12 protein-coding genes are annotated in these 13984 nt (G+C 53.7%); 1 reads left to right on the plus strand and 11 read right to left on the minus strand.

What is annotated here, in order from left to right:
* Positions 1-144: 144 nt before the first annotated feature.
* On the minus strand, positions 145-471 hold the full coding sequence (locus HHO50_RS12110) for a hypothetical protein (RefSeq protein ID WP_181306319.1): 327 nt from the start codon (positions 469-471) through the stop codon (positions 145-147).
* Between the two features lie 536 nt (positions 472-1007).
* Here HHO50_RS12110 and HHO50_RS12115 point away from each other — a divergent pair.
* Complete coding sequence (locus tag HHO50_RS12115) at positions 1008-2489, plus strand: nicotinate phosphoribosyltransferase (protein ID WP_181306320.1); 1482 nt, start codon at positions 1008-1010, stop codon at positions 2487-2489.
* Between the two features lie 55 nt (positions 2490-2544).
* Here HHO50_RS12115 and pncA read toward each other — a convergent pair whose 3' ends face one another.
* The 10 genes from pncA to HHO50_RS12165 form a co-directional block, all read right to left on the minus strand.
* Positions 2545-3156 carry a bifunctional nicotinamidase/pyrazinamidase gene (gene pncA / locus HHO50_RS12120; RefSeq protein ID WP_181306321.1) on the minus strand — a complete coding sequence of 204 codons (612 nt, stop codon included), beginning with the start codon at positions 3154-3156 and terminating at the stop codon, positions 2545-2547.
* A gap of 25 nt (positions 3157-3181) precedes the next feature.
* Positions 3182-3802, minus strand: a complete 621-nt coding sequence (locus HHO50_RS12125; protein ID WP_255478714.1) for a peptidoglycan recognition family protein — start codon at positions 3800-3802, stop codon at positions 3182-3184.
* Positions 3803-3900: 98 nt separating this feature from the next.
* Complete coding sequence (locus HHO50_RS12130; RefSeq protein WP_181306322.1) at positions 3901-5148, minus strand: glutamate-5-semialdehyde dehydrogenase; 1248 nt, start codon at positions 5146-5148, stop codon at positions 3901-3903.
* Between the two features lie 93 nt (positions 5149-5241).
* Positions 5242-6333: a glutamate 5-kinase gene (gene proB, locus HHO50_RS12135; protein WP_181306323.1), complete on the minus strand. Its 1092-nt coding sequence runs from the start codon at positions 6331-6333 to the stop codon at positions 5242-5244.
* 342 nt (positions 6334-6675) lie between these two features.
* Complete coding sequence (locus HHO50_RS12140) at positions 6676-7440, minus strand: enoyl-CoA hydratase/isomerase family protein (RefSeq protein ID WP_181306324.1); 765 nt, start codon at positions 7438-7440, stop codon at positions 6676-6678.
* A gap of 385 nt (positions 7441-7825) precedes the next feature.
* A complete protein-coding gene (gene paaZ, locus HHO50_RS12145; RefSeq protein WP_181306325.1) occupies positions 7826-9877 on the minus strand; it encodes a phenylacetic acid degradation bifunctional protein PaaZ in 2052 nt (683 codons plus the stop codon).
* A gap of 141 nt (positions 9878-10018) precedes the next feature.
* Positions 10019-10615 carry a transferase hexapeptide repeat family protein gene (locus HHO50_RS12150; RefSeq protein ID WP_181306326.1) on the minus strand — a complete coding sequence of 199 codons (597 nt, stop codon included), beginning with the start codon at positions 10613-10615 and terminating at the stop codon, positions 10019-10021.
* Complete coding sequence (gene pcaF, locus HHO50_RS12155) at positions 10612-11817, minus strand: 3-oxoadipyl-CoA thiolase (protein ID WP_181306327.1); 1206 nt, start codon at positions 11815-11817, stop codon at positions 10612-10614. Before pcaF ends, HHO50_RS12150 begins: the two co-directional genes overlap by 4 nt.
* A gap of 218 nt (positions 11818-12035) precedes the next feature.
* Positions 12036-13199, minus strand: coding sequence for a 3-hydroxyacyl-CoA dehydrogenase NAD-binding domain-containing protein (locus HHO50_RS12160; RefSeq protein WP_181306328.1), 1164 nt, complete (start codon positions 13197-13199; stop codon positions 12036-12038).
* A complete protein-coding gene (locus HHO50_RS12165; protein ID WP_181306329.1) occupies positions 13196-13981 on the minus strand; it encodes an enoyl-CoA hydratase-related protein in 786 nt (261 codons plus the stop codon). The genes HHO50_RS12160 and HHO50_RS12165 overlap by 4 nt, the downstream gene beginning before the upstream one ends.
* Positions 13982-13984 lie beyond the last annotated feature (3 nt).

Below are 13984 nucleotides of genomic sequence, written 5' to 3' on the forward strand. Positions count from 1 at the left end.
AAAAAACCGCCCGGAAACGCAGTTCTCCGGGCGGTTTTTTTATAAACACGGCTGGTTCCCCGTTGCCGCCCTCATGTGAAGAGCTTGTGGAATGCTTAGCGCCATAACTAACGGGTTCAAAGTGCTGGGCAGGTAAACCTTGAATCAGGCGGGTTCGCCGGTAGTGGTGTCTATGTTTCTGTTTTTGCGCTGTTTTTTCATTTTATCGGCTAAAACGTAAACATCGCCGTACTCTTGGGAGAATTTCTCTGCGTCATACAAAACAGAGTCAAGGTGCGAAGAACCCTGCTCCTTTTCTGGGACAACCAGTTTATGCCAGAAAATGGCGATCAGGGAGAGAACACAGCCAATGGCCAGGTAAGCCAAAACCCGTAAGGCGGCGGTGTCACTGTCATTGGAACTGAACGCCAGCACAAAAGTACCCGCGAAGAAACCAACGGCAATCAAAGTAGAGGAGTAGTCTTTTTTCATACGTTTCTGTTTATGGTTCCCAAATGCCTCACACCTAAAAATGCTATGTTTTCTAAGATGCTTACCTAAATATACGAAAGTGTTTTTACTATGTTCCTATTTTACCTTGCCTTTTTACAATTAATTTTAAGAAATTTTAATTTTACGGGATAGTAGCTGTGCTTTTTCCTATAAACCCGAACCGGCTGTTTTAAGCCTGATTTCTGAAAAACACGCCCAAATCATTCCCGTTTTTTATCTTCCGGCCCGTACACAAACCTTGGGGCAGCACTTTGGCTTTTTGATCTTAGAGCTTGTTTACATTTGAGGTTTGCAGGCTCAACTAACCAGAGAAAGGTTCTGCGGAAGCTTTTTTGGAGCCGCGTGGCAGCACTACGGGGCAACGCAACCGCGCATGCAGGTTCTTTTTATGGCCGTTTGCAGCGCAAAGATGAAATATAAACATGCTCTTAGCTTTGCTCCCAAATATTTGAGATTTTGGCCGGTGCAAACGCGCCCTAACCGTAGTCTCTTAAGATAAATAAAACTTGACCTATATGAATATCAGCCAACGCTACCAGCTTTCGCTTGCCCTGCTCACCGACATGTACCAACTGACCATGGCCCAGGGATACTGGAAGAAAGGAATGGCGGAGCAGGAAGCGGTTTTTCACCTGTATTTCCGGAGTAACCCGTTCAAAGGCGGCTACACCGTCTGTGCCGGCCTAGCCGATGCCCTGGATCTTCTGCTGAACTTCCGGTTCACCCAAGATGACCTCTCCCACCTGAGAAGCCTCAAAGGCAGCCAGGGAAAAGCTTTGTTTGAAGAAGGGTTTCTGGCGCACCTGCGTGACCTGCGTTTCAGCTGTGAGGTAGACGCCATCCCCGAAGGCACCGTCGTGTTCCCGCACGAGCCGCTGCTCCGCATCAAAGGCCCCATTCTACAATGCCAGCTCCTGGAAACGCCTTTGCTGACGATTCTTAACTTCCAGACCCTGATCGCCACCAAAGCGGCCCGCGTGGTGGAGGCCGCGCAGGGCGACGCGGTGCTTGAATTTGGGATGCGGCGTGCCCAAGGGCCAGATGGGGCCATTTCGGCGGCGCGGGCGGCTTTTATAGGTGGGGTTGGTGCCACGTCTAACATGCTGGCGGGGCAGTTATTCAACATTCCGGTGAAGGGCACGCACGCCCACAGTTGGGTCATGTCGTTTGACCAGGAGCAGGAAGCCTTTTCGGCGTACGCCGATGTCTTCCCGCACGACTCGGTTTTTCTGGTGGACACCTACCACACGCTAGAAGGCATCAGGAAAGCCATTGAGGTAGCCCGGAAAATGCGCGAGAACGGCAGCGAACTCAAAGGGATAAGGCTGGACTCTGGTGACTTGGCTTACCTGAGCATTGAAGGACGCCACCTGCTGGATGAAGCAGGTTTCCCTAATGTCTCCATTCTGGCCAGCAATGACCTGGACGAGCACCTGATCCAAAGCCTGAAACTACAGGGAGCCCGCATAGACACGTGGGGCATAGGGACGAAACTGGTGACGGCCTATGATCAGCCCGCGTTGGGCGGCGTCTATAAACTGGCCGCGCTCCGGCAAGCCGATGGGGAATGGGAGTACAAACTGAAACTCTCTGAGCAGCTCATCAAAATCTCAACGCCGGGCATTCTGCAAGTGCGCCGCTTCTACAAAGGCTCCTCCATTGTGGGCGACATGCTTTATTCTGAGCCGCTGGGCATAAACGCCTTGGCCACCATGGTGCACCCCAACGACCCCACCCAGCAGAAAAGCTTCCCCAGAGAATGCACCCATGAAGACCTCCTGGTGCCTATTTTCAGGGAAGGCAAGCCGGTCTACACCTCTCCAGATTTGCTTGAGATACAGAAGCGTACCAAGCAGCAACTCAGCCTCCTGCATGAAACATACCGCCGCTTCCTGAACCCCCACGTGTACAAAGTAGGCCTGGAAGAACAGCTACACGACAAGAAAATGGCCTTGATTATTGACCTTAGAAAGAGCGCCCAACGCAACGAAGCGTAAGTAACCCTTCTGCTGTTTCCTGCCTGTTTTCGCAAAAACGGGCAGGAAACGCCCATTAGCTTAAGAGGCGGGTACTTTGAATGAATTGCCCTCCTTTGGCCATGATCTGGGCTTTCGCTTTCTCAAAGCCTTGGGCGTTGATGGCGCGGGTGGCATCTTCAATAAAATAGGTCTTAAAACCTTCCTGCAAGGCATCCAGGGCGGTAAAAGCCACGCAGAAATCGGCCGCCAGGCCTACCAGATATACGTCTGTTACGTCTTTGCCTTTCAGGTACTCGGCCAAGGCCGTGGATTTAAGGTGGCCGTTGTCATAGAAACCGCTGTAGGAATCAATCTGGGGGTCTGTTCCCTTCCGGAAGATGGCCTCTACCCTGTTCATCTCCAGTTGGGGCGAGAACTCGGCCCCCGCTGTACCCTGCAGGCAGTGGTCTGGCCAGAGCACTTGCTCTAGTCCGTTCAGTTGGGTGGTGTCAAAAACCTCTTTTCCCGTATGCTGCGATGCGAAGCTTTTGTGGTGGGCCGGGTGCCAGTCCTGGGTGGCAACCACTACGTCAAAATGGGGTTGCAGGGCATTCACGATGGGCAGGATGGCCTCTCCCTCGGGTACCGCCAACGCGCCGCCGGGAATAAAATCGTTCTGAATATCTATTAAGAGTAATGCTTTCATGGTGGTGGTGTTTGTTTTTAATGCCTTACCGCTTGCTGGAAACCAGCTCCCGTAGCTGCGGCAATAACTGGTAAAGATCCTCGCCCGGGCATGCGGTGGCCGCATTGTCCTTGTGCCCGGAGATATTCTCGGCAGAGATCTTCCAGCGTTTGGCTAGGGCCAGGGTAAGCTGTTCCAGGCTCTGCCGCTGGGCTTCGGTTACCTTCTCCGTCTGGAAATTGCCTTCCAGCACAATGAGCGCGTGCCCCCACGGATCATACGGCGTGTTGGAGTCTCCCACAAACTGGAGTTGCCGCCCTTCGCCAATCTGGCCTTTCACGTCAATGTAGAAATGGTACGGAATGTCGGCCCAGGGTTCTTTGACGCGTCCGCTAGAAAGGGTGCTGCGCTCTACGGAGAACTTTTGCAGGGCTTTGAGTTTTTCTTCTAGCGTCCGGTTCAGGTTTTGATTGGTGGCGGTGTGGTGGATGGTTATTTTCTGCGGCACCTGGGTTTTCATGGGCAATAGAGGGGCCACGGCTCCCCACTGGGCGCGGGTCACAATTGGAATTCCTTTGGGCAAAGAAACCTCTTTGGAAGATCGGCAAGCCGCCGAAAGCGTTACCAGCAGCAGCAGCATTAATTGGGGAAGGGAAGAATAGCGCATGTTCAATGAGTCACTGATGTTTGTTCGTTTGTAGTTTTGATAGCACGTTGGGCTGTTTTGAGGCTGTTTTTGGAAAAACGCACCTAAAACCATGGTGCTCAGGCTCTGATCTGCCCATCTCCTTTGATTACCCATTTATAGCTGGTGAGTTCTTCCAGGCCCATGGGCCCGCGGGCATGAAGCTTTTGGGTACTGATCCCTATTTCGGCCCCTAACCCGAACTGCGCGCCGTCTGTGAAGGCGGTGGAGGCGTTGGCGTACACGGCGGCGGCATCTACCCGGTTCAAAAAAGTCTCAAGGGCCTGGGTGTCTTCCGCAATGATGGCTTCGCTGTGTTTGGAGCTGTAACGGGCAATGTGCTCCAGGGCCGCAGACAAACTGGGCACCGTCTTTACGGCCATCTTCAAAGACAGAAACTCCGTCCCGAAATGCTCTTCCTGGGCCAGGTGCAGTAACTGGGGAGGATACGATTGCCCCAGCGCGGCGTAGGCAAAGAGATCTGCGTAGAGTTCCACCTCGTAATAAGCCAGGGGAGCCAGCAAAGCGGTCAAATCGGCCAGCCGGTCTTCATGCACCAGCAGGCAGTCCAGCGCGTTGCAGACACTCACCCGGCGGGTTTTGGCGTTGTGGATGATCTTCTTGCCTTTCTCCAGATCTCCTGAGGCATCAAAATAGGTATGGACAATGCCGGCCCCGGTTTCAATAACGGGTACTTTGGCGCTTTGCCGCACATAGTCTATCAAGGCCTGACTGCCTCTGGGAATGAGCACGTCTACGTAGCCAATGGCTTGCAACAGGGCTTCGGTGGCTTCGCGTTTGGCGGGCAACAAAGTAGCCAGATGAGGGTCTAGCCCATGTTTCTCCAACACCCGATGGATTACGGAGACAATGGCCCGGTTAGAGAACTCGGCATCACTGCCGCCCTTCAAAAGACAGGCGTTCCCGGTTTTCAGACAAAGGGCAAACACGTCAAACGTGACGTTGGGCCGGGCTTCATAGATAATGCCCACCACGCCCATGGGCACCCGCACCTTGGAAATCTGCAGCCCGTTGGCAAGTTCCTTCTGCAGGAGCACCTCGCCCAGCGGAGAAGTAAGATTCGCTACATTTTCCAGATCAAGGGCAATGCTTTGGAGGCGGGCTTCGGTCAGCAGCAGGCGGTCATGCTTGGGATCATCCGGAGACATACGGGCCAGGTCTTTCTGGTTTTCAATCAAAAGAAAGTCTTTCTGCGCGAGGGTTTCGGCGGCCACTTCCCGTATGACGGCGTTCACCAGACCAGGGGCAAGTATCCCCAACGCTTGGCTGGCCAACTGGGTGTTTCTGAATAAATCTTCGTACTCCATTGTTTAAGGTATAGAAGGTAAGACCTGCAGGTAGCACATTACTGCAAAGCGTTTTACCGGTGTTTTTCTGAATTAAAGCTTAAAACGGGAAGGCTACTCCAGCTCCTGAGAAAGGAACAGGTAATCATAGTGCACCAGCGGTTTTTGCTTTTGCTGCCCCAGCCGTTCAAGGGCTTTCTCAGAACCGTATTCGGCAATGCCGAACCCGATCTGGTGGTTTTGCTCATCTACCAGTTTCACAATATCGCCTTTCTGGAAATGGCCCTCAATCTGCACTACGCCTACCGGCAGCAGGCTTTTGGCCACTTGTGAGCCGCACAAGGCAGTCTTGGCCCCTGCGTTGATGCGCACCACCCCCTTGGCGAACGTGCCCGAATGGGCAATCCACTTTTTCTTGCCCGAAGCTGATTTATCTGGCAGGAAACGGGTGTTCTCAATTTCTCCGTTCAGCAGCCTTTGCAGTACGTTTTCGGTTTTGCCGTTGGCGATGTGCACCGCAATGCCTAGTTGCGCTACTTTACGCGCCATGTGGCACTTGGTGATCATGCCGCCGCGGCCAAACTGCGACCGCTGCGTGGTGACAAAAGAGGCAAAACCGGTGGTGGAAGCATCAATGTCTTTGATGACGGTACTAGCGGGATCTTTGGGGTCGCCGTTGTAGATGCCGTTCACGTTGCTTAGGATCAGGAGCGCATCAGCGTTGAGCATGGAGGCGATCAGCCCGGCCAGTTCGTCGTTGTCGGTGAACATCAACTCGGTGACGGAGATCACGTCGTTTTCGTTGACAATGGGGATGACGTTGTTCTGCAGCAGTACCTGGAAACAGTTTTTCATGTTGAGGTAATGGCCCCTATCCCGGAAATCTTCTTTGGTCACCAACACCTGCGCGCAGACCAGCTGGTGCTGGCTGAAGAGATTCGCGTAGGTATGAATCAGTTTCACCTGCCCCACCGACGCCAGCAACTGCCGGGAACTGACGGCATCGGTCTTCTCAGAGATGCGGATAAGGCTTCTCCCCGCTGCCACCGCCCCCGAGGACACCACAATGACTTCTTTCCCTTCTTTCTTCAACCCCGAGATCTGCTCCACCAAATGCTGCATCCGCGCCTCATCGGGCATTCCGTTTTCCTGCGTGAGCACATTGGAGCCAATCTTGACAATGATCCTTTTATAACTGAATGGCATGGTTACTTCTCCTCTTTGAGAAAAAGTAATTTTAAAGGATTCTGCGCAATTCCCCTATTCTTTTCTGAAAACAATGTGTGTGAACTGAATCTGAGCACAGGGTAAATCAAAAGAGTGCCTGAGTATTTCATCGCAGAAAAGGTACTACCCCAGATAAAGGAGTGACCTTGCAATACCATCCCTTGAAATAGAAATAGGCCTACTTTCTCAAAAATAGGCCAAAAACGAAGCCGGATCAATGAAACCTTTTGTCAAGGTACAATTCTGTAAGGCTATTAAAAGAAATGACTTCACTCGCCGGAGGCGAGCGAAGTCATTTCTGGAGAGCTAACCATAAAAAGCCTACTTGCTCTTAAACCCTTGAATGAAGTTGCGGGTAAAATCAGACAGCACTAACGTTCCGCTGATTCCGGCGCGCTCAATTAGCAATTTATCCCAATGCTGGGTTCCTTCCCAGAAAACCTGTTTAAGGGCAGCCAAGGCCTCTGGACTATAGGAGGCTAATCTGGAGGCAAAGGCCTGAACGGCGGCGTCCATTTGCGCAACTGACTCATACACTTCGGCGTACAATCCCTTTTCCTTCGCCCAGGCCGCCGACCTGAACTCAGTTGCATCCAAGGCCAGTTGCGAGAAAGCAGACAAACCAATCTTCCGTTCCACCGCTGGCCCCACCACAAACGGCCCAATACCTACGGCAATCTCACTTAACTTCACCGAGGCCTGTTGGGTGGCCAAGCAATAGTCCGTAGCCGCGGCCACGCCCACGCCGCCGCCAATGGCCTTGCCCTGTACTCTTCCCACTATGATCTTGCCGCAGGTTCGGCACGCGTTGATCACCTTCGCAAAACCCGAGAAGAACTCCAGCCCCTGCGCTTTGCTCTGGATGGAAATCAACTCATCAAAGCTGGCCCCCGCGCAGAAAGTCCGTTCCCCTTCGCTCTGGAGCACAATGACTTTTACTTGTCCGTCTTGTCCAGCCCGCAGAATAGTCTGGGCCAACTGGTTCAATAAGGCGCCCGGCAAGGAATTATGCGACGGATGGAAAAACGAAATGGTACCAATACCGGTTTCATCAATGGCAAGCGTTACGTGACCTGTTTCTGTCATTTTATGTTTAAATCTAACTTCTTACAACTTACAACGATTTCACTGGCGCGAGTCGCCAGGCTCGTGCCTACGGATGGTGGGTAGTCTCTGACTACCCTCGCTGCCTCAGCAGCGACATTTCGCATAAGAGAATTAACACTTGAGGCTCCGGCAACTGCCTTTTCACCATCCCGCCCTCAGGGCACCCCTCCTAAAGTAGGAGGGGAATTTTTGGTCACCGTCGCTACTATGGCACGAGACTTCAGTCTCGCGCCAGAATAAAATGCAAACCCGTTTCAGGGCTGATTTTATGAAAACAAGCTCAAAACAGGGCCTACTACTGAAAATGAAGCATCTCCACATCTTCAAATTTCCTCATCTTCAAATCTCCCCATCTTCAAATCACTTAGGCTTGCTCCAGCTTCTTCACCATGGTCATGATGGTGGCGATGGCAACGGTGTCACCTGTTTCATCGGTCACGTCCACCAACCATTTCACAATGCCTTTGGCTACGTCTTCCTCGCTGCGTTTCTCCTGGGCTACTTTCTCTTTCACCGTCAGTTTTACCCCAATGGTCATGCCGGGGTACACGGGTTTGGTGAAGCGGCAGTTTTCAAGTCCGTAGTTTAAGAGAACTGGGCCTTTTTTGGGGTCTACAAACATACCGGCGGCTTTAGACAAGATGTAATAGCCGTGAGCCACGCGCCCGGTGAACAAGGTGCCTTCCAACGAGGTGGCGTCTACGTGGGCGTAGAAATGGTCGCCGGAGACGTTGGCGAAGTTGGTGATGTCGGCCTCGGTCACGGTGTGGCGGTGCGTGACCCAGGTTTCAGAGATCTCCAGTTCCTCAAAGTGTTTCCGGAACGGATGCACATCTTTTTCTATCTGCCTGGCACCTTGCTGGTACACGCCTGTAATGGCCGTAATCATGGAAGGAGAACCCTGGATGGCCGTTCGCTGCATAAAGTGTTTTACACCGCGTACGCCGCCCATTTCCTCGCCGCCGCCTGCTCTGCCGGGCCCGCCGTGGGTGAGCATGGGCATGGGGGAACCGTGGCCGGTGCTTTCCTTCGCGCAGGCATTGTCTAAGACCAGAATACGGCCGTGGTGCGTGGCGGCACCGATGGCAAACTCCTGGGCAATGGTTGGGTCTGCCGTGGCGATGGACGCGACCAGCGAGCCTTTTCCCAGCTTGGTTAACGCAATCGCCTCGTCTAAATGTCTATAGGGCATAATGGTAGCCACCGGCCCGAAGGCTTCCACCTCGTGGGTGTTGGTGTACCGGAACGGCTCAGGGTTCAGCATCACAATGGGCGAGATGAACGCGCCTTTCTCTTGGTCGGCCCCAATGAGGTTTACCTGGTTCAGGTCGCCGTACACAATGGGTGTTTGACGGGCAAGTTCTTTTACCTGCTCCCTAAGTTTCTTTAGCTGTTCCCGGCCAACCAGTGCACCCATGCGCACCCCTTCGGCCTGCGGATCTCCGATGGCCGTTTTGGAAAGTTCTTTTCCCAAGGCAATCTGCACATCTTCCACCAGTTTCTCCGGTACAATGGCCCTCCGGATGGCGGTGCATTTCTGTCCGGCCTTGGACGTGATTTCCTTCCGGATTTCCTTGATGAACAGATCAAATTCGGGAGTTCCGGGCACCGCGTCTTCGCCTAAGACCGAGCTGTTCAGCGAATCGGCCTCCATGGTGAACGGGACTGCCTCCTGAATAAGCCGTGGGTGCGCCTTGAGTAACCGACCCGTATGCGCCGAACCCGTGAATGTCACCACATCCTGGTAGGTCACATGATCCAGAATGCCTTCGCCGGTACCGGTCACCAGCTGCAAAGCTCCTTCCGGCAATATGTTTGAGGCAATGATTTCCCGCACCACGGCTTCGGTAAGGAAAGCGGTGATGGGAGCGGGTTTCACAATGGCCGGCATGCCCGCCAGCAGGTTCACCGCTATTTTCTCCAGCATGCCCCACACCGGAAAATTATAGGCATTGATGTGGACGGCCACCCCCTCTTTGGGCACCAGAATGTGGTGCCCCATGAAGGTGCCGCCTTTGGACAAACCAATGGGTTCATCCTCTACAAAGTAGGGTTTGTCTGGAAACTGCTTGCGCAAAGAGGCATAGGCGAACAGGTTGCCAATGCCGCCCTCAATGTCTACCCAGCTATCGGCACGGGTGGCTCCCGTGCGGTAACTTAACTTATAAAAGTCTTCTTTTTTGGTTTGCAGGTGCAGCGCCAGGGCTTTGAGCATGCGGCCGCGTTCCTGGAACGTCATCTTCCGAAGGGCTCGGTTCCCTTTGGCGCGGGCGTATTCCAGCATGGCGTTGAAGTCAAGCCCGCCGCTATAGGCCATGCAGATCAAGTCTCCGGTCACGGCGTCCACCATCTCACTTTCTTTCCCAGAGCCGGGCGTCCACTGGCCCATGGCGTAATTCTGCAATACTGCGGTCATATTTTTTAGTGGTTAGTTGCTGGTTGTTAGTTTTCGGCTTTAAACTCCTTGCCTTGGTTTTAGGCCTGTTTTCTGAAAAACTCGTCTAAAACGAAACAGCCAATCTTCACGGGACAAGGTGTTTTTAGTTCTTCCTGCTGTCTACTCTCCTTTTCGTGCAGTCCAGATCTGGTATCCGCCTTCCTGCCTTGTCCGGTTTTCCGGGACTTGCCGGAGGGGTTCGCAGGGCTTTAGGGTCGCGTGGAGATCGGCGGGAAGCTGCATGTAGATCTGGGTGCCTTCGGTTTTCCAGGCGATCATCTCCTCGCTCACCTGTTTCACAATCTTATGTGGATTGCCTACCACTACGCTCCGGGGCGGAATCTTTTCATCGGCCCGCACAAAACACAGGGCGCCCACAATGCTTTCATCGCCAATCTCCACTCTATCCATGATGACGGCGTTCATGCCTACCATCACGTTGCGGCCAATGGTGGCCCCGTGAATGATGGCGCCGTGTCCAATGTGCGCCATTTCTTTCAACAAAACCGTGGTGCCCGGAAACATATGGATGGTGCAGTTTTCCTGCACGTTGCAGTTGTCTTCAATAATGATCTCGCCCCAATCTCCCCTGATGGCGGCTCCCGGGCCCACGTACACGTTTTCCCCGATGAGCACATTACCCGTAACCGTCGCCTGCGGATGCACAAAGGCGCTTTCATGCACCACGGGCACGTAGCCGTTGAATTCGTAGGTCATACCCGTTCAATAATGACGGCGTACCCTTGCCCAACGCCCACGCACATGGTTATTAGGGCATAGCGTTTGTTTTGTCTGTGCAGTTCTATGGCCGCTGAGTTCAGGATTCTGGCCCCGCTCATTCCCAGCGGATGGCCTAAAGCAATAGCGCCGCCATTCGGGTTGATGCGGGGGTCATGGTCGTCAATTCCCAAGCCCCGGGTGCAGGTCAAGACCTGGGAGGCGAAGGCTTCGTTTATTTCAATCAGATCAATGTCGTTCAACGTCAAACCGGCTCTTTGCAGGGCCATTTGCGTGGCGGGAACCGGCCCCATGCCCATGTACCGGGGTTCTACCCCAGCCGCGCCCATGGAAACGTAGCGGGCTTTGGGGGTGAGGTTGTATTTCTTCAGGCCTTCCTCAGAGGCGAATAACAGCGCCGCCGCCCCGTCGTTCAAGCCCGAGGCGTTGCCCGCCGTCACCGTTCCTTCTTTATGGAAAGCCGGCCGAAGCTTCGCCAACACCTCCAGCGTGGTGGTGGGTTTAATGAATTCATCCTGGGCAAACACGTTGGGCTCGCCTTTCTTCTGCGGAATGCTTACGGGCACAATCTCCTCGGCAAACCTTCCGGCTTCCTGGGCTTTGGTGGCTTTCTGTTGTGACCAGAGAGCAAACGCATCCTGATCTTCGCGGGTAATGCCTTCCCGGCAGGCCAGGTTCTCGGCGGTTTCACCCATGCCATGGGTGCCGAACACTTCGTGGATTTTTGGGTTCACGAAACGCCACCCGAAGCTGGAATCGAACATCTGGGCATCTCGGCCGAAGGGCGTGCTGGTTTTGGAAATCACCCAAGGCCCTCTGGTCATGTTCTCCAGCCCACCGGCTACAAACAAATCACCGTCACCGCACTGAATGGCCCGTGCCGCCGCCACCGAAGCAGACAGGCCAGAGGCGCAAAGACGGTTGATGGTTTCGCCGGGAACCGAGAACGGCAGTCCCGCCAACAACAGGGACATACGGGCCACGTTGCGGTTGTCTTCCCCGGCCTGGTTTGCGCAGCCCATGATCACATCGGCAATGGCCGCCGGATCTGCCGTGGGATTCCGTTTCAGCAACTCCTGGATCACGAGCGCCCCTAAATCATCGGGCCGCACCGTGGCCAAAGACCCGCCAAAATTCCCGATGGGTGTGCGAATGCCGTCTACTAGATATGCTTGCTTCATGGTTGTCTTTTCTAAGCGCTGGCTTAAAGTCTTCAATTTTATGCAGCTTACTATGCTACTATTTATGGCCTACTATGGCGCGGAAGTTACTTCCGTGACGTTCCTTTGTGATTCTTCATAAGTCACGGAACTTACTTCCGCGCCATAGTACCCTAATCTATTTCTCAAGGAAACCGCGTTTAGTGGCTGTTTTTACTAAAACAGCCACTAAACGCAGTCTATAACCCTGGAAAAAACGTCTGATTTTCCCGCACCATTTTGCGGAGGAGCGGGCTGGCGCGGTAACGGTCTTCGTGGTATTCTTTGTAGAGGCCGTCTAAAGTTGCCAGCACGTGTTGCGCACCTAGTTCATCGGCCCAGGCCAGTAACCCTTTGGGGTAGTTCACGCCTTTGGTCATGGCTAGTTCCAGGTCTTCTTTGGAGGCCACGCGTAAGGCCAACGCATCAATCGCCTCATTGATGAGCATGGCTAGAATACGGTTCAAGATGTAATGGCCCAGTTGCTCGTCTCTGGTGGGCGCCGGAGGAACTGCACCTTCCTGGTAATTATAAAAACCTCTCCCAGATTTCCGGCCGAAGTAGCCTGCCTCAAACAGCCGTTTTTGGGTGAACGAGGGTTTATAGCGCGGATCATAGAAAAAAGAGGCAAAAACGGACTCGGTGACGCGGTAATTCACGTCGTGCCCAATGAAGTCCATGAGGGTGAACGGGCCCATTTTGAAGCCGCCCAGTTCTGTCATGGCCCAGTCAATGGTGGCGATGTCGGCAATGCCTTCTTCGTAGATCCGGATGGCCTCGCCGTAGAACGGACGGGCTACGCGGTTCACGATGAAACCGGGCGTGTCTTGGGCGATGACCGGCAATTTGCCCCAGGATTGCACCATATCCTTTATTTCTTCGGCCAATCCCTCGCGGGTTTGTACCGCCGGAATAATCTCTACCAACGGCATTACCGGAGCCGGGTTGAAAAAGTGGATTCCAATGAAGCGCTCTGGGTTCTGGCAAGCCGAAGCAATGGAAGCAATGGATAAAGAAGAAGTGTTGCTGGCCAGTATACAATGCTCTGGCACAATCATTTCCACCTCCCTGAACAAGTTCTGCTTTACCTCCAGGTCTTCTACCACTGCCTCCAACACTAGATCACAATCCCCAAAGTCTTGGTGCGCCTCTGTGAAGTTTAACCGATCCTGAATATCAGCCGCATCATTTTCTGACAGCTTCCCCTTTGCCGATAGCTTGCGCAAGGAGCCTTTGATGCTCTTGGCGGCGCGCTCCAATGCCTGTGCGTTTTTGTCTAGCAGATGGACTTTATGGCCCGCCGTGGCGATGACCTGCGCAATGCCGGAGCCCATGGCCCCGCTCCCGATGATGCCTACGATCATTGTCCGGTGAAATTAGGTTTACGCTTCTGAAGGAAGGCCTCTACCCCTTCTTTGAAATCATGGGTCTGTCCGGCTTTCTGTTGGTAGACAGCTTCCTGTTCCAGCTGTTCTGCCAGGGTATTCTGGAATGTCACGTTCAACAGTTGTTTGGTGTAGGCCAGGCCTTTGGTAGGCATCTGGGCTAGTTTTTGCGCCAGTTCCATTACTTCGGTGTCAAACGCCTCGTCGGGAAACGTCTTGTAAATCATACCCATCTGTACAGCGTCCGGTGCGCTCACTTTGTCGCCGGTCATCATCAACGCCGAAGCCCGCTGCAGACCAATCAGGCGCGGAAGGAAGAACGTACCCGCACTGTCTGGAATCAAGCCGATTTTGCTGAAAGCCTGAATAAACGAAGCCGATTCCTTGGCGACCACCAGGTCACAAGCCAAGGCCAGGTTGGCTCCGGCTCCGGCGGCCACTCCGTTCACCGCGGCCAGCACGGGTTTGTTCAACTCCCGCAACAGCAGGATAATGGGGTTGTACTGCTGCACCACAATCTGGGAGATTTCCATGCTGGCTGGGCCGGTGGCCTCGGCTAAGTCCTGTCCGGCGCAGAAGGCTTTTCCTTCGCCGGTTAGCAGGATGGCCCGTACTTCCTCGTTTTCGCCGCAGGCGCGCAGGTGCTCCTGTAGGGCCAGGGCCATCTCGCGGTTGAAGCTGTTGTAGACGTTGGGGCGGTTTAGCCTAAGGGTGGCCACGCCGTTCTCCAGAGAATAAGTGATGAAGTTGCTTTGGGTCATAGT

It is taken from the genome of Rufibacter sp. XAAS-G3-1 (assembly GCF_013623775.1).
Taxonomy (GTDB): domain Bacteria; phylum Bacteroidota; class Bacteroidia; order Cytophagales; family Hymenobacteraceae; genus Nibribacter.

Coding starts and splice junctions, on each gene's coding strand:
- HHO50_RS12150 (WP_181306326.1), bottom strand. CDS start 10,615: ATGACCTACGAATTCAACGGCTACGTGCCCGTGGTGCATGAAAGCGCC.
- pcaF (WP_181306327.1), bottom strand. CDS start 11,817: ATGAAGCAAGCATATCTAGTAGACGGCATTCGCACACCCATCGGGAAT.
- proB (WP_181306323.1), bottom strand. CDS start 6,333: ATGCCATTCAGTTATAAAAGGATCATTGTCAAGATTGGCTCCAATGTG.
- HHO50_RS12130 (WP_181306322.1), bottom strand. CDS start 5,148: ATGGAGTACGAAGATTTATTCAGAAACACCCAGTTGGCCAGCCAAGCG.
- paaZ (WP_181306325.1), bottom strand. CDS start 9,877: ATGACCGCAGTATTGCAGAATTACGCCATGGGCCAGTGGACGCCCGGC.
- HHO50_RS12115 (WP_181306320.1), top strand. CDS start 1,008: ATGAATATCAGCCAACGCTACCAGCTTTCGCTTGCCCTGCTCACCGAC.
- HHO50_RS12110 (WP_181306319.1), bottom strand. CDS start 471: ATGAAAAAAGACTACTCCTCTACTTTGATTGCCGTTGGTTTCTTCGCG.
- pncA (WP_181306321.1), bottom strand. CDS start 3,156: ATGAAAGCATTACTCTTAATAGATATTCAGAACGATTTTATTCCCGGC.
- HHO50_RS12165 (WP_181306329.1), bottom strand. CDS start 13,981: ATGACCCAAAGCAACTTCATCACTTATTCTCTGGAGAACGGCGTGGCC.
- HHO50_RS12140 (WP_181306324.1), bottom strand. CDS start 7,440: ATGACAGAAACAGGTCACGTAACGCTTGCCATTGATGAAACCGGTATT.
- HHO50_RS12125 (WP_255478714.1), bottom strand. CDS start 3,802: ATGCGCTATTCTTCCCTTCCCCAATTAATGCTGCTGCTGCTGGTAACG.
- HHO50_RS12160 (WP_181306328.1), bottom strand. CDS start 13,199: ATGATCGTAGGCATCATCGGGAGCGGGGCCATGGGCTCCGGCATTGCG.